Genomic DNA, 23,566 nt, shown 5'->3' on the forward strand with positions numbered 1-23,566 from the left:
ATCTCAATTGCAAAACAAACCATATCCCAACCAAGTGACTAAGCTGTACAGATTTTATAAGTCTACTTTGCCCCTAATCCAATATTTAAATATTCCATTCGTTGTATAAAAAATGTAGCTTAAACATTGTCCTATAGCAGATTAGTTAATTAAAAGATTAATTAACTAGTGGTCTGATCGTATAAACCATCTGCCCTTCAACCGCTTCAATCGAAACAACCTCAAATGACAATCCCATCGGTATTAAAACGCCGTTACCAGCATTCAACATATCCAGATCAACACCCAAGCCTTTAGCATTCTCAATCTTAATCACGATATCTGAAGCTGTATCAGCCATCAGCAACGGCGCATTAAGCTGAGCTGTCTGCCCAACCTGATAAGCCGCTACTTGATTAAGTGTCGCAGCACCCACCACGGTTGAAGCCGCATTGCTCGCCACAGCTTGAATAGCTGCCAGATCAGTACTCAGCCAGCGCTTAAGTACATCATCAGCTAGTGAGCCTGTAGCAGAGTTTAAATAGCCAGTCAGTGCGGCATCATTTCCCTGCACATAGTCCAAGAAGGTGCGAATCGCACTTGGTCGAATGCTTGGATCAAGTGGTATTACTGTATTGGCCACAGTATCGAATAAGTCCCGAGTCTTATCATCCATCGGAGTAAATAGGCTGGTGAGCTTTTTACTCGCCGTCCATTCAGCCTTAATAACTTCTTTCTGCTCCAGGAGATATTCCTTATCTAAACTCGAAGCACTGATCTTTTTATCCACCAGCGATTCAAGTTCACCAAACTGTAATGGATGAGAACTCCAGTCCAAAGCCTCGGCAATTTCAGGCAACTGATCATCAGGTGTAATGCCGTATTTCAGTGCCTGCTTCTCGGTTAAAGCAATCACGGTGCACCGGCAACGAAAACCCAACGGCGGGTAATGTGTCAGCCAGAATGGATGATCAATCGGCAATACAATCCGATTCAAGGCCAAATGACTTGGACGCACTCGACTATCATTGATCGCCGAGTACATCAGGTAAGGTCGTTTAACCTTATTCCGTTGCTGTTGCTGCCAACGGCCATGACCATAAGCACTTTGAATATTGGTACGAAATACATTATCCAGGTAGTGCCTTGGCAGAATGATTTCAGATTCTTCAATTAGCTTCTGAAAATCCTTAAAGGTACCGCCGTCGGCAATGGATTTATTCACTGCCTTGATGACGGTTTCAACCTGCTCAAGACTCGATAGAAAGCTAACCGTGGTTGCCATCTGTCGGGTCTTAAGGTCCATTGAATAGAACTCATCTGGCAGTACAATCTTTTTACTGTGAGCGTACCGAAGCGCCTCAAGAAACGTGATTGGTTGCATAGCTTACTTCCCGTTTTGAGCCGTCACATACCCCAATACATCTGCAGCATACAAAGCCTGATCCAGATTAGCTTTGAACTGGGTCTGAGTTGCACCAGGTATTAATTGCATCAGGTTATAAGCCAGACTTTCAGGGCTATCAGACTTGAATACCAATTCCTTGACCTGATCTGGTTTCAGTAGCTGCAATTCATCCTGACCATCAGTCAGTTCTTCAACTTCCTGCTGTTCTGGTGAGAGCTTGTTGGCTGTTGCCTTAAAGTTGAATGCCTGGCGAGGTAATGCAGTGAATTGATTGAAACCAGTTTGGACTTGATCAACCAGATCTTCTTCTTGCAGCCCATACTCACGAATGAAGTAATCTTTAGAAAGATTGGCACCTGCATTTTTTAAGTGTACGTCTCGCTCTGCCTGGTCCTTATTCAGTGGTTTTGGCTTTTCACCCAACATAACTGTATATTTAGACCACCCATTCAAGACACATAATGAGTCGACTACAGCTTGCAGGGTTGGAGTCACCAATCGAATATCTGACTTCAACTTGTCCAATCTTACATTTTCATGCACTTGGCCAAGGCTATAACTTCCCTTTCCATCTGTTCCACTGGTAAGCGTCTGCCCTAATACAACCTTTTGGATCTGGCGAATCAGTTGGTTATTGAATGATTCAAACGCAGCACCAGCAGTACCACTTGTCCCTGATGTAGACAAAATCTGAACATCATCATCTGCATCAATCGATAAGACGCTCTGTGCATGTGCATTTAACAATGCTCTGCTCATGTCCTCGGTTTCAGTATCTTTACATTTACCCAGTAAGATCGGCGTCCCAAAACGCTCCAGAAATTTAGCCCAGAACTTGAATCCATTCTGTTTAAAGAAGAACAACCAATACAGGGTAGCCAATAGCGCTTTGCCATAGGGCTGTTCATATGTAGCCTTACGGCGTGTTAAAAAGAATTTGAATACCTGATCCACTTCATGCTCGGTACCAATGCCTTCTGGTCGGTAAATTAAGCGGCCATCATTTTTAGGTTCAAACCACTGCATAGGTTTTTCACCGATCCACTGAATACCCAAATAGCCTTCTGGTTTTAACTCATAGACAGCTTCTTGTACTGAATAACCAAAGAACAGTGCACTCATGGCACCAGTAGCAATTTCATGAAACCATTCTTTCAATATCAGATTAAGCTTTTGTGCTTCATCAGTATCATTGGGTTCAACACGCAACGGCGTAGCTAGCAATGCATCAATTCGCGTTTCCACTACTTGAGCAATCTCATCATCATCAAGCAGTACACGTAATCTATGACGTGTAATGCCTGCTTTGCGTAGTACTTCATCCGTATCAGGCTGTTTGCCAAAGTTCACCAGAAACTGAGTGACCGCTTCTTGAGTGTATAAATTGCCATAAGACAAAGCCTTCTTTGACGCTTTGTCCTTTTTAGACTTTGCCATGTAAACACCTTAATAAGTTCGAGATCCTGCCCCTGCAGGTTTTTTTGGAGTTCTAGCTTCATTTAGCTCGTTAAATGCATCACTACCAGCATCCACTTGGTCATCATATTTACCATTGGGAAAGTTTCGCAACTCATCAATGAATGCCTTATTCCAATCACCACGAAGCATTTTTACATTCCCCACGTTGACCTGAGCTGCAAAAGGCTGAGCCCGGGTAATCTTGTCACCCGATACTGTCTCTGCCTTTACATTGAAACCAGACAACTTGGTGATAAAGTTCTTCGCTTGAGCTTTACCTGCCTGACCTGGATCCTGAGGTAATCGAATGGCAACTGATTTACCATCCATCTCTGCAGTTTGTTTGATACGTTTTTCAACGCCGTCGGGACCTAGCTGTGCATGCTGTACATCGACGATATAGATATAACCATCTCGGCTTTTGGCCTCACGTACACCTGCTGTGAAGTCACCTTCATTTTCAGAAGATGCTAAATCCCAAGCGCGTACCTGATGAGTAATATCTGCAGGTAACGCATCCACAATTTCAATATTGTCAGGTTTAAAAAAACCACCGGCTGGTGGTGAGGGTTGTTGACGATATTGGCCGGCAAAAACATACGGCGCTGCCAGCTCCATTCTTTCAAGCGTCTCAATACTATGTTTAGCTGGCCAGAGTGCTGAGCCATCATCCTGGATTGCAGAAAGGCATAAGTGTTCCCATTCTTCACCATTACCGCCGTCAAGCAGCCAGCCTGCCAAATCTTCCTCATGCAAACGCTGCATGATGACAATAATGGGGGTATCTGGTGAGTTGGTACGAGATTCAAGTGTATTTTGGAACCACTCGATTACACCCTTACGGATCGTATCAGAGCGGGCTTCACTGGCTTTATGCGGGTCATCAATAATGATTGCCCCGCCAAATGAATCTCGAAATTTACCAGCACCAAAACCTGTAATAGTACCGCCGGTTCCTTGTGAATAGCAGACACCACCTTCAGCGGTACGCCAATCATCCTTAGCCTTACTATCATCACGCAATTCAAAATCAGGAAAAACACGCTTATAGGCTGCTTCCTGCACCAAGTTACGAGTCTGGAATGCGTTATTTGCTGCGAGTGTTGCTGAGTAGCTGACATGAATAAACTCACTGTCAGGCGCTTTGCCAAAACACCAAGCCATGAAATTAATCACTGCGAGCTCAGTTTTAGAATATCGGGGTGGAATATTGATAATCAGTCTTTTGGTTTCACCCCGATACACCTTCATTAGTGCATCACATACCACACGGTGGTGCCAGTTATGTAGCCATTTGTACTTACGCCGTTCCTTAAACATAAAACGCGAAAAAAAATATAGATCTTCTTGAGCTTCAAGCTGAATCGCTAATTCCCGTGCTGGGTCAGTATTCATTTAGAACTCGCTCCCGTGCTTTCAGGTAGCTATCCGTAGGTACATTCTGATTGATGGTTTCTATTGGCTTACCATCTTTACCGGTAATTTCCTGCTTAGTCACACGGCCATCTGTTTCTTGAAAGGCTTGCTTGAGCAGGTTTTGTTTTGCTCGCTTATTTTTTCCAGAATCTTCATACATCTTTTGGAGTTCACGCAAACGAAAGGCTTTATTGGCAATTGCAATATCTTCAATATTCTCTCGGAAGTCCTTACGAGTGCGCTCAAACAATTCCTTTAGTTTTTTACTTAAGTTACGCCCAGCCACTTTGGTTGGATCGTAAAGTGCAACCTGCTGTCTGGTAATTTCAATCTCATATTCTTGCTTTACTGCTTCCACTACTTGTTGAGGTGTTTCAAAGCAAGCAAGAGACTGAACTATAAACATTTTTACAGGCTCTTTAAGTGCTGCCATAAACACCCCTTTTGTATAGCTACGTATAGCAAGATAGGCAAAAAAATTTAACCGATGACACAATTGCCACAACATGCAGCCATACTTGTTTCAGAAACAAACGGCGCATTCTTGGCAATTTCAACGAGACGTTTCACTGACTCATCAGCTCCCCATCGTTTAGTTTCACCAAAGAACACTTCCACATCATGACCAGCTAAGTAATGCTTAGGCAGGCCAGTCATATCGCTATAAATTATTTCACCATCGTCATCACGCTCTACACCAATGTGATATAGCTCATGCTCAATCAACCGGCAGAAATCCCGATCTGTTGCCTGTTCGCAATAAGTGGCATCTACAGTAATCAGATATTGAGGTACCAAACCAAACCAGTCTCGCATCTGTTGTTCCTGGCGTGCTTTCTTCCAGCCACCCACGTTAAACATGACCTTTTCACATTGGCCAAGCACCATACGTTTTTTCGCTATGGCGGCAGATGAAGCCCAGGCGAATGCAAGGAACTCTTCATTGTCATGAAGTAACTCTGCAATATGGTCATGATCCGGGTTATGTAGTTCACCACCTAAAGTAAGCCAGTTATTTACGACCCATTCTTTAAGTTCGGGTGCAGGTGCCAAGCGAATGGCTTCCTCTTCTTCGGCCTGATCAATCAGATCTGTCGGGGGGAATGGTCTGAACTGTTCCATGTGATGCCTTTAAATTTCTAAGCCATTGTATAGCCCTGCTGGATGATGAAATATCCGAGACTTCGAAGCGTATATACCGATATCCCATTTCTTCAGCATGATCATAACGATCAATGCTCCATGCCTTAGTAGCCAGCTTACCCTTACGTCCACCAGACCAAGGACCACCCGCTATTTCAATCAAAGTAAGGTAGCCAACCAGGTGTAGATCAAAACGCCAGTGTTTAGTGGTTTTAAAATGAAAATATTCTTCGTATTTGATTTCCATTCGATCAAGGATTTCTTTTAGTCGATCGAATGCTTCTAAATACTTACCAGATGCTTTTGGTAATGGTCTTGTACGTGATTTCTTTTTTGGCGGGATTTTTTGGGTGAAAAGTTTGTAGGTCTTTTGATCCATATCTAATAACCACATCACTCCTTGATAGGACCCTTAACTACAATTCATCTTTTATAATTTTAGTTTGATCAATCATATTATTAATTAAATTTTCTATCTTCGGTGCGAGCAATATAAGCTCTTGACGATTTGATTCATATTTATCTTTATGAGGAATTGGATAAATCTGATCATCAATATCCTTTGTCTTATTTAACTCTTCGAATTTTTTCACTATCTCTAAATTCTCATTCATTTCGATTGAGAGCCTATTAAAATATCGAATTTCTGTATGTAAGCTACTAACTAAATATAAAAATTTTTCAATATTTTTTTCAGTTCTTATTTCCCTATAAAGTAAACTTAATTGGTTCAATGGTTTTGTAAAAATTATTTCAATGTGATCTATTTTTTCATCTTTTAAAATGAATTCCAAACAATCAAATACTAACTCCTCTATTTCAATAGCTTTACTATTAATCAAGTCTAAACTTAATGATAGTGATTTAACTCTATGCTCTTCACGCCAATCATTAAAAAGCACAATCGCTGCTACTGGTGCAAGGAAAGATGCTGAAATAGTTAGGGCATCTTTAATTAAATCATAAGCTTTATTTGGGTCGAAGTTTGTTCCGAGCCTCAATAAAAATGCCCCAACAATTAAATAAACCCCCATGAAAACCAATGTCCATTTACAAATTTTATTTATCTTTTCTTTAAATTTTTGATTTTTCATATATCCCCCTTTCATTAAGGGAATAATACTAAATATAAGCGGATTTTTATAACTTAAGAGTAAAGCGCCACACGCAAATTCTTAATACGCTCTTTCAGCTTAATCATGATGCCGTCAATCGCATGCAACTCACTAAGCGTTAATCCGGATCGACTGAGATTCTGATATTTAGACAGCTCAGCACTACAAAATTCTAAGTCTTGTTTAGCTTGTACTTTGTCTGTCATAGGTACCACCAATAAGAAAAGAAAAACCCCTCAACATCTAGAATGCGAGGGGCTTTGTTTGCCGTAATACGTTCGGCGATTTTGAAATAAAAAAGCCCGCTTAACTCTCTCCAATTAAACGGGCTTGACTTGCGTTACAACGTCTTTCTTCTTTTGCAGAGCAACTATATTGCTTAAGTATTACAGCTTTATGAAACAGCTCTTTGCTTGAGTGATTGTTATTTAACTTCTTTCAAACAATCACGACACACCTTGATTTCTTCATCATCAATTGTGTAGTCAACCTTAGTCGCACCGTGGAAGCCGAATAAACACATCAGTAATCTAAGCATAATTTTACTCCTGGACAATCAAGCAATCATGTCGCAAGAAATGTCAGTTATTTTCACTTATAAAACATGAATTTATAATATTAATTGCTGAAATAATGTCATTAACTTTGTCGAACTAAGCAAGATTCCTTCCTGGTTAATCAAGCATTTTAATTTGGTATGATTACACTAATATTTCTCAGGGCAATAAAAAAGCCCACCATTTGGCGAGCTTTCCTTGATGCTTAAACCTATTTTTGACATTTCACGTTAAACTGGTATTCGTCTTGAGTGACCTTAATTTTAATATTTTTATATTTTCGTTTGTTTGGATCCATTGCCGAGCCAGCCACTTCCTCAAAAAAGCTACGATCATTCATTAGCTCGCCATACGCTTTATAGCCTAATAAAATCTTTTCAGGCTTTTTACCTTCAGCCACTAATTTACCGAGAGTATCTTCTAGTTTTTTAACAGTTAAAATCGCCATTTCAATTAGAGCTCAAAAACAAAAAGACATTATCACTTAATTTTATGAATAAATAATGTCAAAAAAGCCCACCATTTGGCGAGCTTTTAAATCAATCTAGTGCTTTAACGTACACTTCGATCACTATAACAGAAATATGCCATATCTTGGCATGCCAGTCAAATACTATTCGATTCTCAATCGTTTATCGTGCCCAGCTAGATAAAACTTACCTGCATAGATCATATTTCGCAGAACGTTTCGACCCAATTTGAATTCTTCTTCCATCTTGCGATCTGATAGCCCACGTACATTACGCTCTACAAATAACTGAACCGCACGCTTACCAGACTCACAAACCGAACTAGACTTATTAAAATCTACAATCAACTTCCGCACCTGCTCAGCTTCAAAATCATTAATCTGGCAAATGACCTGATCCTTACGTGGTGCCACCCCTTTGTTGTTTTCAAGAATCAGCCAGTAAATCTGATTTACCCCAAGTGAGTCCGGCTCATGTCCTGACTTCATGCGTGAAATCTGGATGTATGCCCCATACTGCTTAAGCCAATCTTCAATAGTGAACTTACCCCAATCCATTATTTCCGCTTTAATTGCTGCATTCATCGTATTTCCCCTACCATCTTCTCTAACTGCTGGATCGCGTGACCTGACTTCACTTGATCTGTACTAAACCGTATTACTTGAAAACCCATCATTGTTGCGGCGTTATATTTTTCCATGTCCCCGATATACCCCTTGCCTCTGGTATGCCTTCCTCCGCTCCATATCCCGCCTTCAATCTCTACAAGAATCTTTTTATCAATTAAGTGAAAATCTGCTCTCCACTTGCGATCAGGATGAAAATAAAACTCCTGCTCAAACTTAATTTTTAATGTCTTTAATTCTCTAGCCAGCTTCGCTTCAAACTCATTCGGTACTTTTTCGCCTTTGACATTAGGGCGTGTGGAGCGCCCTTTCGGTCTGGTGGCTTTAACCATTTTTTTGTATTCAGCGAGTGAATAAGCTCTCAATGCTCAATTCCCTTGGCCAAATCCAAAAACAGTAATTTGGCTGTTTCCGTTAATGTGAATCCCTGTGGTGTTTCCCCATCTTTGGCAACCAAGCCCCACGTCACCAGCCCATTCAAATAACGTTGCAAACTCCGGATGGAAATTCCCATATTAGGTTCAATCGCCTTATGGATCTGCTTGACCGATACTCGTCCTTTGGTGGATGACATGATTTTAAAGATCATCAAATGCATGTAGGTTCGATCTGCTTCAGTCAAGCTGTGTCTCCTCTTAGCACACCGTTAAATCCAACTTGCTTCAGGTAGCTCTCCCATTTCTTGGCCTGTTCAGGTTTCTCAAGTTTTACTGCAATGCGAGCAGCAAGTTTTTCATAGGATTCTCCTGGCTCAGCATACTTACCTGCAAACTCTGGGTGGTTTGCAAGTTTCTGGGCAAAGGTTTGAATCTGTTTTTCAGTCAGGTGTTTTGGTTCTGCAGGAGCGTTTGATTTCTGATGGCCATTCGAATTTGAGTACTTGGTTCGGTAGGCATTGATCAACCAGTCTGCAAAATGAAAGTTCATAAGCTCATCACAGAGATTCTTTTCAGCGTTGTAGATTTCGAATGCTCGTTTCTCTCGTTCTGCCCAGGTTGAATTCATGAGCATCTCAAAATCCAAATCGGGATCAGCCAGAAAAATCTCTTGACGAAGTTTTTTAAAGCAAAGCCACGTTTTTTTATTTTTAGATTCTAATGGGAGATTCATTGGGAGATTCTGTGTCCCGTTAACGGCACTATTCAAAGTCCCGTTATTGGCACTATTCAAAGTCCCGTTAACGGAATCATTCCGTTTTTGGTACTGTTCCGTTTCCGGTACAATTTCAGATAAATTTTTTTCCTGTAATTGTTCCGTTTTTGGCATTGTTTCCCGGCCATTTACACCATTTAGTCGATAGACTTTTACACGTTTCGTAGAACCTTTGCGCTCACCTGTATCTGCAATCAACTCGTCTTCCAATAGTTCAGCAATAATCTTCAGTACGGTTTTACGCTCAAGACCGGTATCCTTCTCAAGGCGTTGCATACTTGGGTAGCAACAATGGTCTTCACCGGCACGATCGGCCAATGAGAGCAAAATGAGGCGTTTCAGAGGCATACGGCAGCCTCCTTTCTTCTCATTCAATTCCACTCTCCAAGCCCAGTTTGTAGCATCTAAGCTCATATTAATTCCCGTCCCGGTTGGTGTTACTATCCTTTAGTGGTTTTACATATCCACCAAAGTTCTCAATCGAATTTGATTTGATCAGACTTGTAATAATCTGGTTAGCGTAATAGATGGTGATTCGAAAGCGTCTGGCCATAAGCTGTGAAAGTTCTACCTTGGTCACAGCAGCATTGTTTTCGTCATACCCTTTCTTACGCAGGCTGAGTTTCTTTTGTTCATAGAGCTCATGCACAATACGGAGTGCAGGTTCATAAAATGACTGAATGTATTGTTGCTCCCTGTACCCAGCCTGGTTTGAGAAAAGACTATTCATTGTGAGTATCCTCCCCGTATAACTCATCTACGAGCCCATCAACTGCTAGGAAGAAGTCCACTCCTTTCACATATGCATCATCTGGTGCCAAGCCTAGTTCAAACTCACGTTTTTCAATTTCCTGGATTAGTGTGTTTTCAGCATGTTGTTCTGAAAGAACCTTACATTTGTCAATGCATTGATACTGTGCTAAATTTAATTCCATGTTCATTTTTCCTTCATGACTTGTGAACTACCAAAAGCCTGACCTCGCACATCAGGCTTTTTCTGTTTGTAGAGCTGATAAATACTTTGCACACTCACCTTTCATGGCTTTACGTAAAGACTGAATTTTGTGTTCGATTCCTTCCAGGATGCGATCTGTCTCATCCATTTCAGCAGGTGTCACCACACCATCTTCCAGAGCAGATAAAACCTGTTTATTCGCTGCGCCATTACCAACATTCATGCCAAGCAGTGATTCAAGAACACCTAGTTGATGATCTTTTCCTTCCGCTTGATCCACTGGAACTAATGCAAAACCCAATTTATGCGCCCATACTTTTAAAGAAGCTGGGTTTTGCGTATAAGTCAGCATTGCTTCAAATGCCTTTAGGCTCGGCAAATGGTTTTCCATGTTTGGATTGGCATAGTTCAAAATCGTGTTGTGAGACACGCCTACTACATCAGCCAACTCCTTTGGTGTAATGCCATTTGATTGGTGAATCATCTTATGTAGTGCGGTTTTGCTTTCCTTGGATATATCCATGTGAACACCTTGTTTACTTTCACGTTTATTAAAAATGCTAAGTTGTTGATAATTGGTTTAAGCGATTAGCGATAAGGCTTGATTCCGGATGTAGTTAAAATCCACATCAGGACACAACAGATCACAACTCACTTGACCGTTACTCTCCTTATCAATCTTGATTGCTAAGGAGACACCACATTTGCTATTGCCATACATGATTTGATTTAAGTAACCAATCGATGTTTGGCAGCGTTTAGCAAATGCTTTTCGCTCACTAGCGGTTAATTGGCTGAGGTAACTTTTAAGTTCGACTGTTTGGGAAGAAGACATTTTAATCTCCCTTACTAATTTAATTTAGTAAATACTAATTTTTATCACTTAACAAGTCAATAAAGATTTAGTGTTTGCGAATTTACTTTTTACTAAAAAGTCTGTGAAATACCGAAATGGACATAATTTCTTTAAGACGCGCTAATTTGCGCCAGGCTATTGATGCCAAAATAAAATCTGAGGGGTTTTCTTCGGATGCTGCCTTTTGTGAGCATTATGACCTGAATCCAAGTCACATATCTCAGCTTGTGAAAGGTCATGGGAGTTTTGGTGAGCGTGCCGCACGCAATCTTGAGAGAAAGGTCGGGTGGGAAGTGGGCCTGCTTGATAGAGAGCCGACAAAAAATATTTTCGGTGAAGAGACTTTAGCCAATGTTCCGCGAGTTAAGGCGCGCATGGCTCCTGTGTTATCTTGGGTACAGGCTGGTAATTTTACCAATGTCGCAGCAGTTGATATGAGTCAAGTTTCACAGTGGTTGCCACTACCAGAAGATGAATGTTCAAACTGCTTTTTTCTTAGAGTTCAAGGGATAAGTAATTTCCCAGATTTTATTGAGGGTGACTACATTGTTGTGAATCCAGATGTTTATTATGGAGACATGCAATCTGGAGACATCATTGTAGTTCGTCGAGGTGATGATGCTACTTTTAAGAAATTGGTTATTGAGACAAATGGAAAGAGATACCTTCAAGCATTAAATCCAGACTTCAAGCCAAATACTATTGAATTTGATGAAGAATGCCAATTTGTTGGCCAGGTTGTGGACTGTGTACGCTACGTTTATCATGCAAAACCACGATTAAGAAAAAATTAAAAATAAAAGGCTTTTATTGAATGGGTAAGGCTGTTGGGTTGTATAGGGTTATTTAAAAAAACAACTTAATTTAGATTTAAGAATTACTAATTAAATGAATTTTTATGGCGGGGTTATCGTGAAGTATATAAAGTTATCAAGAGTCTGTTTTGATGAATTAGGTATAAGAAAACTTAAAAATTTTAGTATACCTATCACAGATAGGATCACCTTGATAGCTGGGCATAATGCTATTGGAAAATCAACTATACTTGGAATCATTGCAAATAGCTCCGGTGTTAAGTCTGCAGATTACAAATCCTATTTTGAAAAAACTTATCAATCTAAATTTGAAGAACTTTTTTATTTAGATGATTCTGAAATATTGCCTCCTGGACAACGAGGGCATGCAATTCTTACTTATCACATTGAAACAACTAATCATGAAGGGTTAGAGTTCTGCGCTATACATAAAAAGAAATGTAATATAAGTAAAAATACAACCTCCTCAACAATTCGTCCCCGATTAATCCCTCGAAGTGAAGATCGTACACAAAGTGAAGAAATTGGTATTGGAGGGGGTGATGGAAAGATACCTCTACCAACTATTTATTTAGGTATGAGCCGTATGACCCCAATTGGGGAATTTGAAGACGCTGATATTAGTAAAAGAATTCTCAAAAACATGGATGATGAGGATAAAAAATTTATACATGAAACATTTAATAAAATTATTCGAATTAATAATAATCCTACCCCTGAAATTGTTGATCATGATTTCAAAGGAAGTAAAAAGAGATCTAAAGTCCCTAATATGGAATTTAATACATTATCGATATCTTTAGGGCAAGACTCAGTTAGCGCTATAGTTACAGCTTTAGCTTCATTTAATAAACTAAAAAGAAAGCTAAAAGATTCTTATATTGGCGGAGTTCTAATCATTGATGAAATAGAGTCAGGGCTTCACCCTAAAGCTCAAATGAACTTGATACAAGTTTTGAAAAAACATGGTAGAGATCTCAAGCTTCAGATTATGGCAACAACTCATTCTCTTACCATAATTAAATCTGTACTGAAGGATCAAGAAGATCAGAGTAAGTTCGAAGAACCTAAAGACTCTGTGATTTATTTACAAGATACTCGTATGCCAAAACCTATGCAATTTCCTACATATGAAAAAATTAAAAATGATATGTTACTTAATATAGAGGAAATACAAGAACTTAAGCCCATTAAAGTTTACTTTGAAGATAAAGAAGCTTGTTTTTTCTTTGAAAAAATAATGGCCTATTTAAATCTTAAAGATGAATTGCTTGAATTCGGACGTCCCTTAAAATTAACGTCAGCATCTCTTGGCTGTGATGTTTTAATAAAACTAAATAAAGCAGATGAATACTTTTCAAATGTTATTATTATTTTAGATAATGATATCGTTACTAAATCGACATATTTTGAATTTGTACAATCACAAAAAAATATGCTCACTTTACCGGGAGACAAGTCTTTTACTCCTTCCACCGCTCCATATTTAAGGAATCCAGAAAATATTGTTTACAGTTACCTAAATAATAAACTTATAAATTATCATCAAGAATCTGATTTTTGGGATAGCTGTAAATACTCATCTGATTATGTTGAACAAAATATTCTTGATTTAAACCTGACAGATATGTCCAATAACGAAATTATGAAAAAATGGTTTAACAAAAATCTTTTTCATTTTGATAAGATGGGAATTATTGAAAAATGGTGTTTCGAAAACGATTCTTCTATTCAAAAATTCAAAAAAGAGTTTTTTGAAGTTCTTGCACACTTAAACTAAAGGCTACTTAAATCCTTATGCGCTTCTCAACCCCCTTGCGTTATCCTGGTGGAAAAGCCAAATTTGCACCCTTCGTTAAAGATTTAATGCGAGCCAACACGCTTCAAGGAGACTATCTTGAACCTTATGCTGGTGGTGCTGGTGTTGCTTTAGATCTACTTTACAGTGATTACTGTCAAAATATTCATATTAATGATTTAGATATAGCTGTTTATAATTTTTGGATTTCAGTGACTGAAAATACAGAATACTTTTTAAAACTTTTACATGATACTCCAGTAACTATTGAAGAGTGGTTCAAGCAAAAAGAAATTTTAGATACTCCTGAAAATCATAGTCAAATTTCTCATGGATTTGCTACTTTCTTTTTAAATAGAACTAACCGATCAGGAATTCTAAAAGGAGGTGTCATCGGGGGGAAAAATCAGACTGGGAATTATCAATTAGATGCACGCTATAACAAAAAAGATTTAACTAAACGTATTGAAAAAATTGGGGAATATCGTAATCGAATTAAAGTTTATAATCTTGATGCTTTAGAACTTATAGGGAAGGTTGATGAGTTGTTACCATCTGATTCATTGATTTATCTTGATCCTCCTTATTATGTTAAAGGCCAAGGTCTTTACCGCAATTTTTATGTTCATGATGATCATGTAAGAATCCGAGAAGCTTTGGATAAGATCAATTCTAAATGGATAGTTTCTTATGATAATTGCCCTGAAATCAAAGAAATTTACGCAGGTTATCATCAGGAAGACTATGAATTGAATTATAGTGCATACTATAAAACTAAAGGTTCAGAGGTTATGATTTATTCAGACCAAGTGAATCCTGTAAAAATACTTAATAAGCAACTAGATCTCTCAATAGCTTAATTGATACCCACCCCTGCGGTGGGTTTTCTTTTATATAATTCAAAGTCTAATAACAATAAAATCAAACTATGAAAATAACAACTTTAACCGCCCTACTCTTATCCTTGGCTTTCACTGGTTGTGAGAAGAAAATTGGGGAAGACATAGGTCCAATCCTCTCCACAGCAGCTCTTGAGAACTCAGATAATATTTAGTAAATACATAGAAAAGTTAGACTCAGAGTTCACCACACAAGATGGGCGAATTAAAATTTTATGCAGAAACTACCCCTGCGAGTTTGAAAAAAACTATATACCTAACTTGTTGAAGCTATCACCCGGTGAATACTCTGAAGTTGCACTTTTGGCTGATATGGATTTGGTTTTGGATCACTACAAAGAGAAAGATGCTATTCAGTGCTAAAGCTTTCTTACTTCTGAAATATTAAATCTTTATATTGGACTTAAGACCTCTCATGACCAGGTCTGTAATAACTAAGTAAAGCATCACTAACCCGCTATCCGCGGGTTTTTCTTTATGTAAGGTAAGTGTAACCTTGTCTTTAAATGTTACATTATAATAATTAGTATAAAGATACCTATGATTCAAAAATAGAAAGGTAAATATTAATGAAATATTTGTTAGGTGCAGCATTGTTAGGATTAGCAATTACTGGCTGTACTTCAAATCCAAAAAACGAAGTGGTTCAAGAAAAAGTTGTGAGCAATACTCCAGCTGAAACTCAGGTAATTAACTTTACTGGCCCAATGGATCTTACAGTTGAATTGAAATCTTCGGATAATTTTGAAACAGCTTTAATGACTGATAACTCTGGCAAGGTCTATCACCTTAAACGAGCTATTTCAGGAAGTGGTGTGCGTTTAGCCAATAATGATGGTGTTTCAATTCACTTCAAAGCTGGTGAAGGTATTGTAGAGTTTATGAAAGACAAACCTATCAGTATTACTGAATACAAAAAATAAGATTATTGCTCTAGGACAACCCACCCCATTGGTGGGTTGTCTTTTTATTATATGAAGTAATATTCCTATTTATTAACCGATGGAATTTCTAGAAAATTTAAGTAAAGTGAATTAAGTTTTTGAATAATTAGTGAGCTAATCAGTTTAAAATTATAATATATGACGCTGTAGTCTAAAAATTGTTTTTCCATATCTCTCTTAGTACAAATACGGACTAACTTAATGAATAATATTAACTTTAAGAATTTCGAAGAAGCTGGCCAAGCCATTTTAAAATTCTTATCTCAACGATTTGGATTTAAGCTATGGATGATTACCCGTACTGAAGGTGATGACTGGATCGTGTTACTAAGTGAAGATAATGGCTATAACGTTAAGCCAGGACAAGTATTTCGATGGGCAGATTCGTTCTGCTCACACATGGTACAAAATAATGCGCCCCGCATTGCCCCTTACTCGCCCGATGTTCAAGTTTACGTAGACGCACCTATAAATCACTTAGTCCCAATTAAAGCCTATATCGGCCAACCTCTGTATAAAGAAGATGGGTCCCTTTTTGGCACTCTCTGTGCAATCGATCCTGAACCTCAATCTAAAAATCTGGTCGAGGAAGCTCCATTATTTGAGCTGCTAGCACAAGTGCTTAGCTATAATATTCAAGCTGAATTAAAAGCCGCTGAGTACATACGTAAAGCTGAACGGTTTGAAATGGAGGCATTGTCCGATCCCATGACTGGCCTTTTTAACCGTCGTGCTTGGGACCAGTTAATTGTATTAGAAGAAAAGCGCTGTAAGCGATATGGTCACCCTGTTGCTATTCTCATGATTGATCTTAATGACCTCAAAATCACCAATGATACTTTGGGGCATGCTGCAGGTGATGAACTCATTCAAAAAATGGCTTTAACCCTCAAAAACACTGTACGCAATAATGATATTGTCGCTCGTCTAGGTGGTGATGAGTTTGCTGTACTCAGTATTGAAACCAACCGAGAAAATGCGGATAAACTTGCAACCAGAATTCAAACTGCTATTGCAAAAGCTGGCATTAGTGCTGCAATTGGTTTTGCAATGCGAAATCCCACATACGGTCTATCAGCAGCTATCATAGAGGCAGATGAAAAAATGTATCAGGATAAAGCCCTAAGCAAATCACCTGAGACTAATTAATAAAAAACGCGAACCCGACGCGGCTCTTGGAGCGGGTGGAGAACTTATGCTTGAATTAATTGTTATTGATATATCTGAAACTAAACCAAAATCACTCTATGCTAGACAATTCAAAACCCATCCTCGCGTAGGTGAATGGATTGAAATAGATGAAAATGACGAAGGGGTTTTATATGAAGTTGTTAAGGTTGCTCACTCGACAAATGGTGGTGATTCAGATTTATACGTAAAGCCTCTAGGACTAACTTATGAAGTTGTTGGGAATCTTTGTGGTAAAAGTGATTAGCGATATTTAAATGGTTTTCGCTTAAATCATTAGGATTAGTAATTAAAACACCGATAAGTTTCACCCCAGTTAGTGGAGATGAATCCATTACCTCTATTAACTGACCTTCTTTTGTAATACCAATCATTCTAATGACTCCAAACAACCCATCCCTGTGATGGGTTTTCTTTTGCCTATTAAAGCATAAAAATTAGTAAAAACTTAATATTCACTAAATTTATTTAGTAATTACTATTGACAGTTTATTTAGTAAATACTAAATTACATTCACAGACAACAAAAAGCTCCAGCGTTGCGCTAACAACCTGGAGCGTGACCCACTCTCTCTCAGTGAGTAAGTAAATTATGATTACAAAATTAACTCCACACAATAGTTTCAAGGTGACTCTTGTTGCTACTGCCTTAACTGTAAGCGCATTGGCGTTTGGTTGGCATGCTGACTTTGGCACTAGCCAAGTAGCTCCAGCTCAAAACATTCAATCTGAATACGGCATTGTGTCTTTAAAAATGCTGGACGACGTACGCGGTGAAGCAACCCTTAATCTAGATGGCTTCCGTTTGGAAATCACTTCGTTTGAAGTTGCAGCACATCCAGATGGCTACGGTGTACCAGGTTCCGAGTTCACTAATGTAGAAGTTATAGAACTTGGTGAAATCAAGGTATTTGATGCTAATGGGACTCCATATAACGACTTCACTGATTATCAGGATCACCGCGAAATCAACGCAATGATCGCTGGTTATATCATGAAACACCGTCTGGTGGAGGTGCAGTCATGATTCTTAAATCTGCCGACCAAATCTTTGAAGCACTTTTGAATGGCCAGCTGGTTTACTGGTGTGAATATGGCTCTGATGATTGGTCCCCGCTTAATGACCAAGCACAAGTTAATTTTGCTGATCTTTACACTGGTTTCCTGCAATTCAAAGCAGATGAACTACCTGTCATTCCAATGCCAGTAGAGTTTGGCTCAACTCATCGTTACTTCTCTGAATACATCAAGACGTTTGAAGGACTTGAGATTTACAGGGTTGGTAAAAACCGGGTGAGCTACTTCGCTTTACGTGTCAAAAGCTCAGGAACTATTGCTGACTATTTCTGCAATACGCTGATTTACTCCATCCAACCTGACGGCTCTCTGAAGAAAATGGATAAGTCTACAGCTCCACAGTGGATTCTAGATGGTTTGGAAAATGCGCGAGTCGCCATGCGCAAAAATAAACGTCATCAAGTTTTAGAAAGTACCGGCTTCTTTGGGTCTGAGGACTATAAGAACTTTAAACGTAAAAATCGTCATCCAGGAGCTGTGTAATGTCAACTGTATTTTTTAAGAAAGCGGAACGTAAAAACGCGAAATTACGCCTCGCTCTGGCTGGCCCTACTGGCTCAGGTAAAACCTTAGGCGCACTTCTTTTGGCTAAGGGAATTGGTGGAAAAATTGCTGTCGCTGATACCGAGAACAGTAGCGCTGAGCTATATGAAGATGTTGTTGAGTTTGAACATGCAAATATTCAACCTCCCTACACTCCTGAAAAATTTATTGATGCTATCCAGGCTGCAGAGAAAGCTGGTTTTGACACCTTAATTCTGGACAGTATTACTCATGAGTGGTCCGGTGTTGGTGGCTGTTTGGAAATTGTCGACAAGCTCGCCAGTACAACTTTCAAAGGTAATAGCTGGGGTGCATGGAGCCAAGTTACCCCAAGACACCGCAAGTTTATCGATGCAATGCTTCAATCCAGCATCAATATTATTGTGACCATGCGCAGTAAGATGGATACCGTTCAGGTTGATGCAGGTAACGGTAAAAAGAAAGTTGAAAAGGTTGGAATGAAAGCTGAACAGCGTGACGGTATTGAATATGAGTTCACCACTGTTCTAGATCTAACTCACGACAACTATGCAGTTAGAACAAAAGACCGTACCCGAATTTTCAATGAACCCATGCTTCTTTCTGAACAAGCTGGAGTATTGCTTAAACAGTGGTTGAACTCTGGATCTGCTAACGCATGCATCAACGGCAATCAGTTCTTAGAACTTGAAGCACTTATGCAACAAGCTGGAATTGATATTGAAAAGTACTGTGCTAAGCGAGGATTAAACAGTCTTCATGATGTTCAACAGCAGAAGTTTGATGAAACATGCGCCGGTATTCATTCCATCATTCAACGCAATCAACAAGCACAACAGGCTAATGAACAGCAATTACATGCTGAAAATGAAGCACGTCTAGAAAATGATTATCAAGCTGCATTGAAGGATATCCAGAATGCTAGTCACGTTAATGATCTAAATCGGCCTGCGGATTACTTCAAAGGCACAAAGTACGAACAACAAATTTTAAATGCCTGTCAGGCGAAATCAGATATGGAAGGATGGTCAGCATGAAGATTTTAAATAGCAAAGAAGCTTTTGAAGCAATGATGGCTGGCCGAAATATCATATGCCGCACTGTTGGTGAATCAATGGATTTTGATGATCTATCTCAATTCCCTGCCACTATTTTCGCTATGCCAGGCTATGAGTTCTGCATCAAGGTTGAGACCATGGAGCTGGCTGGCATTACATTTGCTAAGCCTTTGACTCTTGATGACGTGGTGGAAGGTCAGGAAATTTTCTTGGTTTATCCCAATCACATTGCACATACTCAATTCACTTCACTATCTGGAAAGTATGTTGAATGTATAAAAAATGGTTTTGCCCAGATGGATCAGGAGAATGCTGAATTACAGCTACAAGCAATTGGTAAACTTCTTGGGCGAACTATTGCTTACCCTTTGACGATAGAAAGTCATTACAAGCCTGAAAAGAAACGTCGTAGTCGAAAAGCCAAGGAAGATACTGAACAGCCTGGTATTCCAACTGGTCCAGATAATGCTGCACCAAATATTGAGAAACGGCCTGAGCTAGAAGTAGTTCAATCTGTTGAAGCCATAGAGCAAGAAGCCACTGTTAATACTGAAGCACCTACAGAAACTGAAGAAGATTCGGTTGAAACTGACCCGGTAAAGCTGGTTGAAAAGTTTACAGCGCAAATTGACCAGTTTACTAAGGTTGATGACGTTCTTTCATTCCGCCACGTATTTCTGGCTAATGGATACTTAGATCAAAAAGATCAACAGCATTTGTGCAAGCAGACTGAAGATAAATTGCTTGAACTGAATCCTGAGCAATACACGCCTAAGGTTGAACCTGAGTCAGTCATCAAAGAACTAGTTGAACCCGATCAACTAAACATAATTGAAGAAATCGAACATCAAGCCACTAAAGACGTTCAACAAGCTATTTGCAAGGATGCGATGTCAGGCAATGGAAAATCAAGCTATCCAATCGATATGCTTTATACCAAAAAGAAACAGGTACTGATCAATCGGATCTATGACATGAATTCAGTAGAAGCTTTGGAGCGATTAGCACCAGCAATTCCTGCGGCTAAATTACTTCCCGCTGATCATCAAGAATTACTCGGCATATATGCACAGCGCAAAGAGATTTTGATCCAAGCTAGTGAAACTGGTGAAGCTTCATGATCTATCAATATTCCTCTAAAACCCGAGTCGTGCAAATTCAGCACGGCTCCAGAATCAAAAAATGTTGGGGATTGAGATGATTTTCAAAATTAAAAAGAAACATGAAGTCGGTTTCAAACTTTGGCTGGAAAAGCTGGGTTACACGAAGAAAGAACTAGCAGATGGTAGCTCTACTTTCTCAGGCAAAGGTACACGCAAATCACTGAGCTATGTGTTTTTAAAGAATGATTTAACAGGTAATGCAGCATGTCAGGTGCTATTTGATGAATATGAAATGCATCTGCGCTGCCCGAATGTTTCGAATGAAACCAGCGAAAACTTAGCAAAGATTGTGGCTAATCAGATTATGAAGGTGGCGTGATGGATGGTACTAATCAAGTAGTTAAGCCCACCCCATATGACGATGCTCAATTTCTCTGGTGCACCAAATGGTGTGAAGAAAAAGGTTTAAGCCCATACGATGCAAAAAATTGGGCTGATGCGAAATTTGAATATTTAAAACTGCAGGAGAAAAACAGTGACTGAAATTCAAGAAAACATTGATGTATCCGAAGGTCAAGAAGAAAACGTTATTGATAGCTTTATTGCTGACGGTGGTTTTGATCAGGCTTTTAAGGATGTGTTTGGTTTACCGGAATCAGTACAACAAAGTTTAAAAGAGGTAACTTAATGGCTCGATACACCATCACCGTTGAAGCCGAAAGACCGCCTCAAATTATGCTGGGTCAGACTATCGGGGGTGCAACGGTGAAGGAGCTTAAAGAGGTTGAAGTCGAACTGGTTTCAGCTTCTTATCTGGCTCAAAAATACAATCTGTCAGTGACCACGATTCGAGAAAAATTAGTTTCGATTAATCAAGGCACACAAGGCAAGGCGCTATACAATCCAAAGTTGGCCCATGACCTGCTGACAACCAAAGTTAAAGTAGGCAGACCGAGAGCTAATTAGCTCTCACTGTCGTTAAACATCTCTACCAAATCCTGAGCATCTGGATTGTAATAAGTATTCACCAGCATTGAGATAGTTTTGTGGCCTGTAATTTTGGCTAGCACTTCAACCGGTAATTTTCTCACCTTCACCATTCTAGTGATGGCTTCATGTCGTGAATCATGGAAGTTAATATGTGTAAGCCCTGCTCTTTTTTTTGCTCTCATCCATGTAGCACAACATATCTGTTTATCAATGGGCAGAAGTTTATCTGTTCCTTTAGGTAATAAAGAAAGCAGTCTTTTGGCTTCACCAGATAAAGGCACGTTTCTGGATTCACCATTTTTTGTCATCGGTAAATGCACAAAGCCTTCTTTAATATCCTTCCTACGCATTGCCAGTATTTCACCCTGACGCATGGCGGTCTCCAGAGCAAATCGAAATGCCCATGCTACATAGTGGCGTGATGTTTCTGGTGTTGTGGATCCATCCCAACTTAACGCCTTTAGCAACAATTCTTGATCTTCTTCTGTAATACGCTGGCTTCTGGATTTTTCCTTGCTCGGCATGGTGACCGCATGCCAGACGTTAGAATCAATCAAAAACAGTTCTTTCATGGCATAGGTAAACACGGCTGAATAAATGGCGTGTTCATTCCTGAGTGTTGCTATCTTCACTTCTTTTTTACGGTTATTTCGCCATTCTGCAATGTCAGCAGGCTTGAAATCATAAATAGACTTGTCAGCTAAATTTGGTGCAATCCGGTCAAGGTTTTTAATTTTAAAATTGATAGTCCGTGCAGATCGCATGTGACGACCATGCTCTTGATAGTATCTAGCACAAAGTTCCCTAAATGGATAATTCGGCTTTTCACCTTGTTCTATTGCCTTTTTACCAGATCGAAGTTCAAGCAATTTATTATAGGCCCACTGTTCACATTCCTTCGCTGTGTCTCGGGTGGCTGAATATCTTTGCTTGTCGAAAGTGACAATGATGCGCCAGCTGGATCCTCGCTGGATGGGTTTGGGTATTTTCATTTTATTGGTGCAGATTTGGTGCAGATTACTTTGCATTTTATCGGTAAAGTAAAAAAATGAAAGGATATAGAAGGGATTTTGTGCAGTTTTGGGTATGGTTTAGTGACGGGATAGGATTAACATACTGTTTTAAATTATTGTTTTTATTAGAATTAAATCTGATTATATTTTATTTTTTGTCTTTTTATCAGAAAAGATCATCTAAAATCATTGTATACTACCTACTTTCTTTGTAGCCAAGATCATCATCCCGCGTTGATCAAGCCTGTAGTGAATTTCGATGAGCACCTTAATTCTTGTTACCTCCGCACCGACTTCTATTTATGCCTGGCATGCGCTTGGACTCGCCCAAGCTTTACAACATAAACAGGAAGCTTTCCGTGTATTTTTCTATCAAGATGGCGTGTCGGTCGCAAATGCATTGCAATGGGTGCCCGACGACCAGCGTCATCTCACACGTTCCTGGCAGGATCTGAATATCTGCCTACCCGTTTGTGTCAGTGCAGCCTTAGCGCGTGGGATTACAGATCAGGAAAATGCTCAACGTCACAATATTCAGCAACATAATCTTGCTGATGGTTTTGAATTGGTCGGTCTAGGCGAGCTTGCTGATGCTGTTCAGTCCTCACAACGTCTAATTCAATTCTAGATGCTTCATTTTTCAGGATGTGTTGCTTTTAAAAGGAATCTTGTGTGAAATCTGTACTTGTTATATTAACCCAAGCCAACTTAAACAGCTTGCAGGTGCATGAAAGCCTGTCTGCCACGATGGTACTGGCGACCTTCGGTGCTGAAGTTAAAGTATTACTCCAAGGCGCAGCCTTGAGTCTTTTACGTTCTGAGCTTCAGTTTGACCAGCTGAAACATGCCTTTAAACTGGCCTCAAATCTGGTGGATAGTTTCGAATTTTATGACCTAACCCCAATTCTGGTTGAACAGAAAAATCAGGACTCTCCTTTTGTAAAGCAAAGCGAACAGGAGATTGAGTTGATTGAATTCAATTCAGAATTCGTTCAAAAATTTGATCACGTATTGTATTGGTAAG

General features: G+C 39.4%; 34 protein-coding genes. 16 read left to right on the forward strand and 18 right to left on the reverse strand.

Features of this window, described 5'->3' with window-relative positions; translation table 11 throughout:
• Positions 1–157: 157 nt before the first annotated feature.
• The 17 genes from RJ01_RS11380 to RJ01_RS11455 form a co-directional block, all read right to left on the reverse strand.
• Entirely contained in the window at positions 158–1,363 is a 1,206-nt protein-coding gene (locus RJ01_RS11380) for a phage minor head protein (protein WP_034171158.1), read from the reverse strand.
• Positions 1,364–1,366: 3 nt separating this feature from the next.
• The gene (locus tag RJ01_RS11385; protein ID WP_034171159.1) at positions 1,367–2,824 is read right to left on the reverse strand and encodes a DUF935 family protein; all 1,458 of its coding nucleotides are present in this window, start codon (positions 2,822–2,824) and stop codon (positions 1,367–1,369) included.
• 9 nt (positions 2,825–2,833) lie between these two features.
• Complete coding sequence (gene terL, locus RJ01_RS11390) at positions 2,834–4,240, reverse strand: phage terminase large subunit (RefSeq protein WP_034171160.1); 1,407 nt, start codon at positions 4,238–4,240, stop codon at positions 2,834–2,836.
• Complete coding sequence (locus RJ01_RS11395) at positions 4,230–4,694, reverse strand: DUF2280 domain-containing protein (protein WP_034171161.1); 465 nt, start codon at positions 4,692–4,694, stop codon at positions 4,230–4,232. Before RJ01_RS11395 ends, terL begins: the two co-directional genes overlap by 11 nt.
• 47 nt (positions 4,695–4,741) lie before the next feature.
• Positions 4,742–5,383, reverse strand: coding sequence for a putative metallopeptidase (locus RJ01_RS11400; protein ID WP_034171162.1), 642 nt, complete (start codon positions 5,381–5,383; stop codon positions 4,742–4,744).
• Positions 5,343–5,783, reverse strand: a complete 441-nt coding sequence (locus RJ01_RS11405; RefSeq protein WP_034171195.1) for a hypothetical protein — start codon at positions 5,781–5,783, stop codon at positions 5,343–5,345. The genes RJ01_RS11400 and RJ01_RS11405 overlap by 41 nt, the downstream gene beginning before the upstream one ends.
• Before the next feature lie 37 nt (positions 5,784–5,820).
• Complete coding sequence (locus RJ01_RS15635) at positions 5,821–6,498, reverse strand: hypothetical protein (protein WP_052209090.1); 678 nt, start codon at positions 6,496–6,498, stop codon at positions 5,821–5,823.
• Positions 6,499–6,551: 53 nt separating this feature from the next.
• Positions 6,552–6,725 (reverse strand): hypothetical protein, encoded by a 174-nt coding sequence (locus tag RJ01_RS16415; protein ID WP_162835338.1) that lies wholly within the window; start codon positions 6,723–6,725, stop codon positions 6,552–6,554.
• 562 nt (positions 6,726–7,287) lie between these two features.
• Complete coding sequence (locus RJ01_RS11415; protein ID WP_005262234.1) at positions 7,288–7,524, reverse strand: hypothetical protein; 237 nt, start codon at positions 7,522–7,524, stop codon at positions 7,288–7,290.
• 165 nt (positions 7,525–7,689) lie between these two features.
• A complete protein-coding gene (locus RJ01_RS11420) occupies positions 7,690–8,130 on the reverse strand; it encodes a hypothetical protein (RefSeq protein ID WP_034171163.1) in 441 nt (146 codons plus the stop codon).
• A complete protein-coding gene (locus RJ01_RS11425; protein WP_034171164.1) occupies positions 8,127–8,537 on the reverse strand; it encodes a DUF559 domain-containing protein in 411 nt (136 codons plus the stop codon). The genes RJ01_RS11420 and RJ01_RS11425 overlap by 4 nt, the downstream gene beginning before the upstream one ends.
• On the reverse strand, positions 8,534–8,794 hold the full coding sequence (locus RJ01_RS11430) for a hypothetical protein (protein ID WP_034171165.1): 261 nt from the start codon (positions 8,792–8,794) through the stop codon (positions 8,534–8,536). Before RJ01_RS11430 ends, RJ01_RS11425 begins: the two co-directional genes overlap by 4 nt.
• Positions 8,791–9,738 carry a helix-turn-helix domain-containing protein gene (locus RJ01_RS11435; protein WP_034171166.1) on the reverse strand — a complete coding sequence of 316 codons (948 nt, stop codon included), beginning with the start codon at positions 9,736–9,738 and terminating at the stop codon, positions 8,791–8,793. The genes RJ01_RS11430 and RJ01_RS11435 overlap by 4 nt, the downstream gene beginning before the upstream one ends.
• A gap of 1 nt (position 9,739) precedes the next feature.
• On the reverse strand, positions 9,740–10,054 hold the full coding sequence (locus tag RJ01_RS11440) for a hypothetical protein (RefSeq protein WP_034171167.1): 315 nt from the start codon (positions 10,052–10,054) through the stop codon (positions 9,740–9,742).
• Entirely contained in the window at positions 10,047–10,259 is a 213-nt protein-coding gene (locus RJ01_RS11445) for a hypothetical protein (RefSeq protein WP_052209091.1), read from the reverse strand. The genes RJ01_RS11440 and RJ01_RS11445 overlap by 8 nt, the downstream gene beginning before the upstream one ends.
• Before the next feature lie 51 nt (positions 10,260–10,310).
• The gene (locus RJ01_RS11450) at positions 10,311–10,802 is read right to left on the reverse strand and encodes a phage regulatory CII family protein (protein WP_034171169.1); all 492 of its coding nucleotides are present in this window, start codon (positions 10,800–10,802) and stop codon (positions 10,311–10,313) included.
• Between the two features lie 57 nt (positions 10,803–10,859).
• Positions 10,860–11,114, reverse strand: coding sequence for a YdaS family helix-turn-helix protein (locus tag RJ01_RS11455; RefSeq protein WP_034171170.1), 255 nt, complete (start codon positions 11,112–11,114; stop codon positions 10,860–10,862).
• A gap of 116 nt (positions 11,115–11,230) precedes the next feature.
• Here RJ01_RS11455 and RJ01_RS11460 point away from each other — a divergent pair, with 116 nt between their 5' ends.
• The 14 genes from RJ01_RS11460 (at position 11,231) to RJ01_RS11515 (ending at position 21,505) form a co-directional block, all read left to right on the forward strand.
• On the forward strand, positions 11,231–11,929 hold the full coding sequence (locus tag RJ01_RS11460) for a LexA family transcriptional regulator (RefSeq protein ID WP_034171171.1): 699 nt from the start codon (positions 11,231–11,233) through the stop codon (positions 11,927–11,929).
• Positions 11,930–12,023: 94 nt separating this feature from the next.
• Positions 12,024–13,730, forward strand: a complete 1,707-nt coding sequence (locus RJ01_RS11465) for an AAA family ATPase (RefSeq protein ID WP_034171172.1) — start codon at positions 12,024–12,026, stop codon at positions 13,728–13,730.
• 17 nt (positions 13,731–13,747) lie between these two features.
• Positions 13,748–14,608: a DNA adenine methylase gene (locus RJ01_RS11470; RefSeq protein WP_034171173.1), complete on the forward strand. Its 861-nt coding sequence runs from the start codon at positions 13,748–13,750 to the stop codon at positions 14,606–14,608.
• A gap of 608 nt (positions 14,609–15,216) precedes the next feature.
• Positions 15,217–15,570, forward strand: coding sequence for an NADH-ubiquinone oxidoreductase subunit 6 (locus RJ01_RS11475; protein WP_034171174.1), 354 nt, complete (start codon positions 15,217–15,219; stop codon positions 15,568–15,570).
• Between the two features lie 222 nt (positions 15,571–15,792).
• A complete protein-coding gene (locus tag RJ01_RS11480; protein ID WP_034171175.1) occupies positions 15,793–16,740 on the forward strand; it encodes a sensor domain-containing diguanylate cyclase in 948 nt (315 codons plus the stop codon).
• A 46-nt stretch (positions 16,741–16,786) separates the two neighbouring features.
• Positions 16,787–17,026: a hypothetical protein gene (locus RJ01_RS11485; RefSeq protein ID WP_034171176.1), complete on the forward strand. Its 240-nt coding sequence runs from the start codon at positions 16,787–16,789 to the stop codon at positions 17,024–17,026.
• A gap of 381 nt (positions 17,027–17,407) precedes the next feature.
• Positions 17,408–17,806: a hypothetical protein gene (locus RJ01_RS11490; RefSeq protein ID WP_227504425.1), complete on the forward strand. Its 399-nt coding sequence runs from the start codon at positions 17,408–17,410 to the stop codon at positions 17,804–17,806.
• Positions 17,803–18,339: a hypothetical protein gene (locus RJ01_RS11495; protein WP_034171178.1), complete on the forward strand. Its 537-nt coding sequence runs from the start codon at positions 17,803–17,805 to the stop codon at positions 18,337–18,339. The genes RJ01_RS11490 and RJ01_RS11495 overlap by 4 nt, the downstream gene beginning before the upstream one ends.
• Positions 18,339–19,415: an ATP-binding protein gene (locus tag RJ01_RS11500; RefSeq protein WP_034171179.1), complete on the forward strand. Its 1,077-nt coding sequence runs from the start codon at positions 18,339–18,341 to the stop codon at positions 19,413–19,415. The genes RJ01_RS11495 and RJ01_RS11500 overlap by 1 nt, the downstream gene beginning before the upstream one ends.
• The gene (locus RJ01_RS11505; RefSeq protein ID WP_034171180.1) at positions 19,412–20,557 is read left to right on the forward strand and encodes a hypothetical protein; all 1,146 of its coding nucleotides are present in this window, start codon (positions 19,412–19,414) and stop codon (positions 20,555–20,557) included. The genes RJ01_RS11500 and RJ01_RS11505 overlap by 4 nt, the downstream gene beginning before the upstream one ends.
• Before the next feature lie 76 nt (positions 20,558–20,633).
• The gene (locus RJ01_RS11510; RefSeq protein WP_227504426.1) at positions 20,634–20,918 is read left to right on the forward strand and encodes a hypothetical protein; all 285 of its coding nucleotides are present in this window, start codon (positions 20,634–20,636) and stop codon (positions 20,916–20,918) included.
• Positions 20,918–21,082 carry a hypothetical protein gene (locus RJ01_RS16420; RefSeq protein ID WP_162835339.1) on the forward strand — a complete coding sequence of 55 codons (165 nt, stop codon included), beginning with the start codon at positions 20,918–20,920 and terminating at the stop codon, positions 21,080–21,082. The genes RJ01_RS11510 and RJ01_RS16420 overlap by 1 nt, the downstream gene beginning before the upstream one ends.
• Positions 21,075–21,227: a hypothetical protein gene (locus tag RJ01_RS16425; RefSeq protein ID WP_162835340.1), complete on the forward strand. Its 153-nt coding sequence runs from the start codon at positions 21,075–21,077 to the stop codon at positions 21,225–21,227. The genes RJ01_RS16420 and RJ01_RS16425 overlap by 8 nt, the downstream gene beginning before the upstream one ends.
• Positions 21,227–21,505: a hypothetical protein gene (locus RJ01_RS11515; RefSeq protein WP_034171181.1), complete on the forward strand. Its 279-nt coding sequence runs from the start codon at positions 21,227–21,229 to the stop codon at positions 21,503–21,505. Before RJ01_RS16425 ends, RJ01_RS11515 begins: the two co-directional genes overlap by 1 nt.
• Here RJ01_RS11515 and RJ01_RS11520 read toward each other — a convergent pair.
• Entirely contained in the window at positions 21,502–22,521 is a 1,020-nt protein-coding gene (locus RJ01_RS11520) for a site-specific integrase (protein ID WP_034171182.1), read from the reverse strand. The genes RJ01_RS11515 and RJ01_RS11520 overlap by 4 nt on opposite strands.
• Before the next feature lie 280 nt (positions 22,522–22,801).
• Between RJ01_RS11520 and tusD the strand changes: the two genes are divergently transcribed.
• Both tusD and RJ01_RS11530 read left to right on the forward strand, forming a co-directional pair.
• Entirely contained in the window at positions 22,802–23,170 is a 369-nt protein-coding gene (gene tusD / locus RJ01_RS11525) for a sulfurtransferase complex subunit TusD (protein WP_034171183.1), read from the forward strand.
• A gap of 44 nt (positions 23,171–23,214) precedes the next feature.
• Entirely contained in the window at positions 23,215–23,565 is a 351-nt protein-coding gene (locus RJ01_RS11530) for a hypothetical protein (RefSeq protein WP_034171184.1), read from the forward strand.
• Position 23,566: the final 1 nt, after the last annotated feature.

This window comes from Acinetobacter sp. YZS-X1-1 (genome assembly GCF_000804305.1).
Taxonomy (GTDB): Bacteria; Pseudomonadota; Gammaproteobacteria; order Pseudomonadales; family Moraxellaceae; genus Acinetobacter; species Acinetobacter variabilis.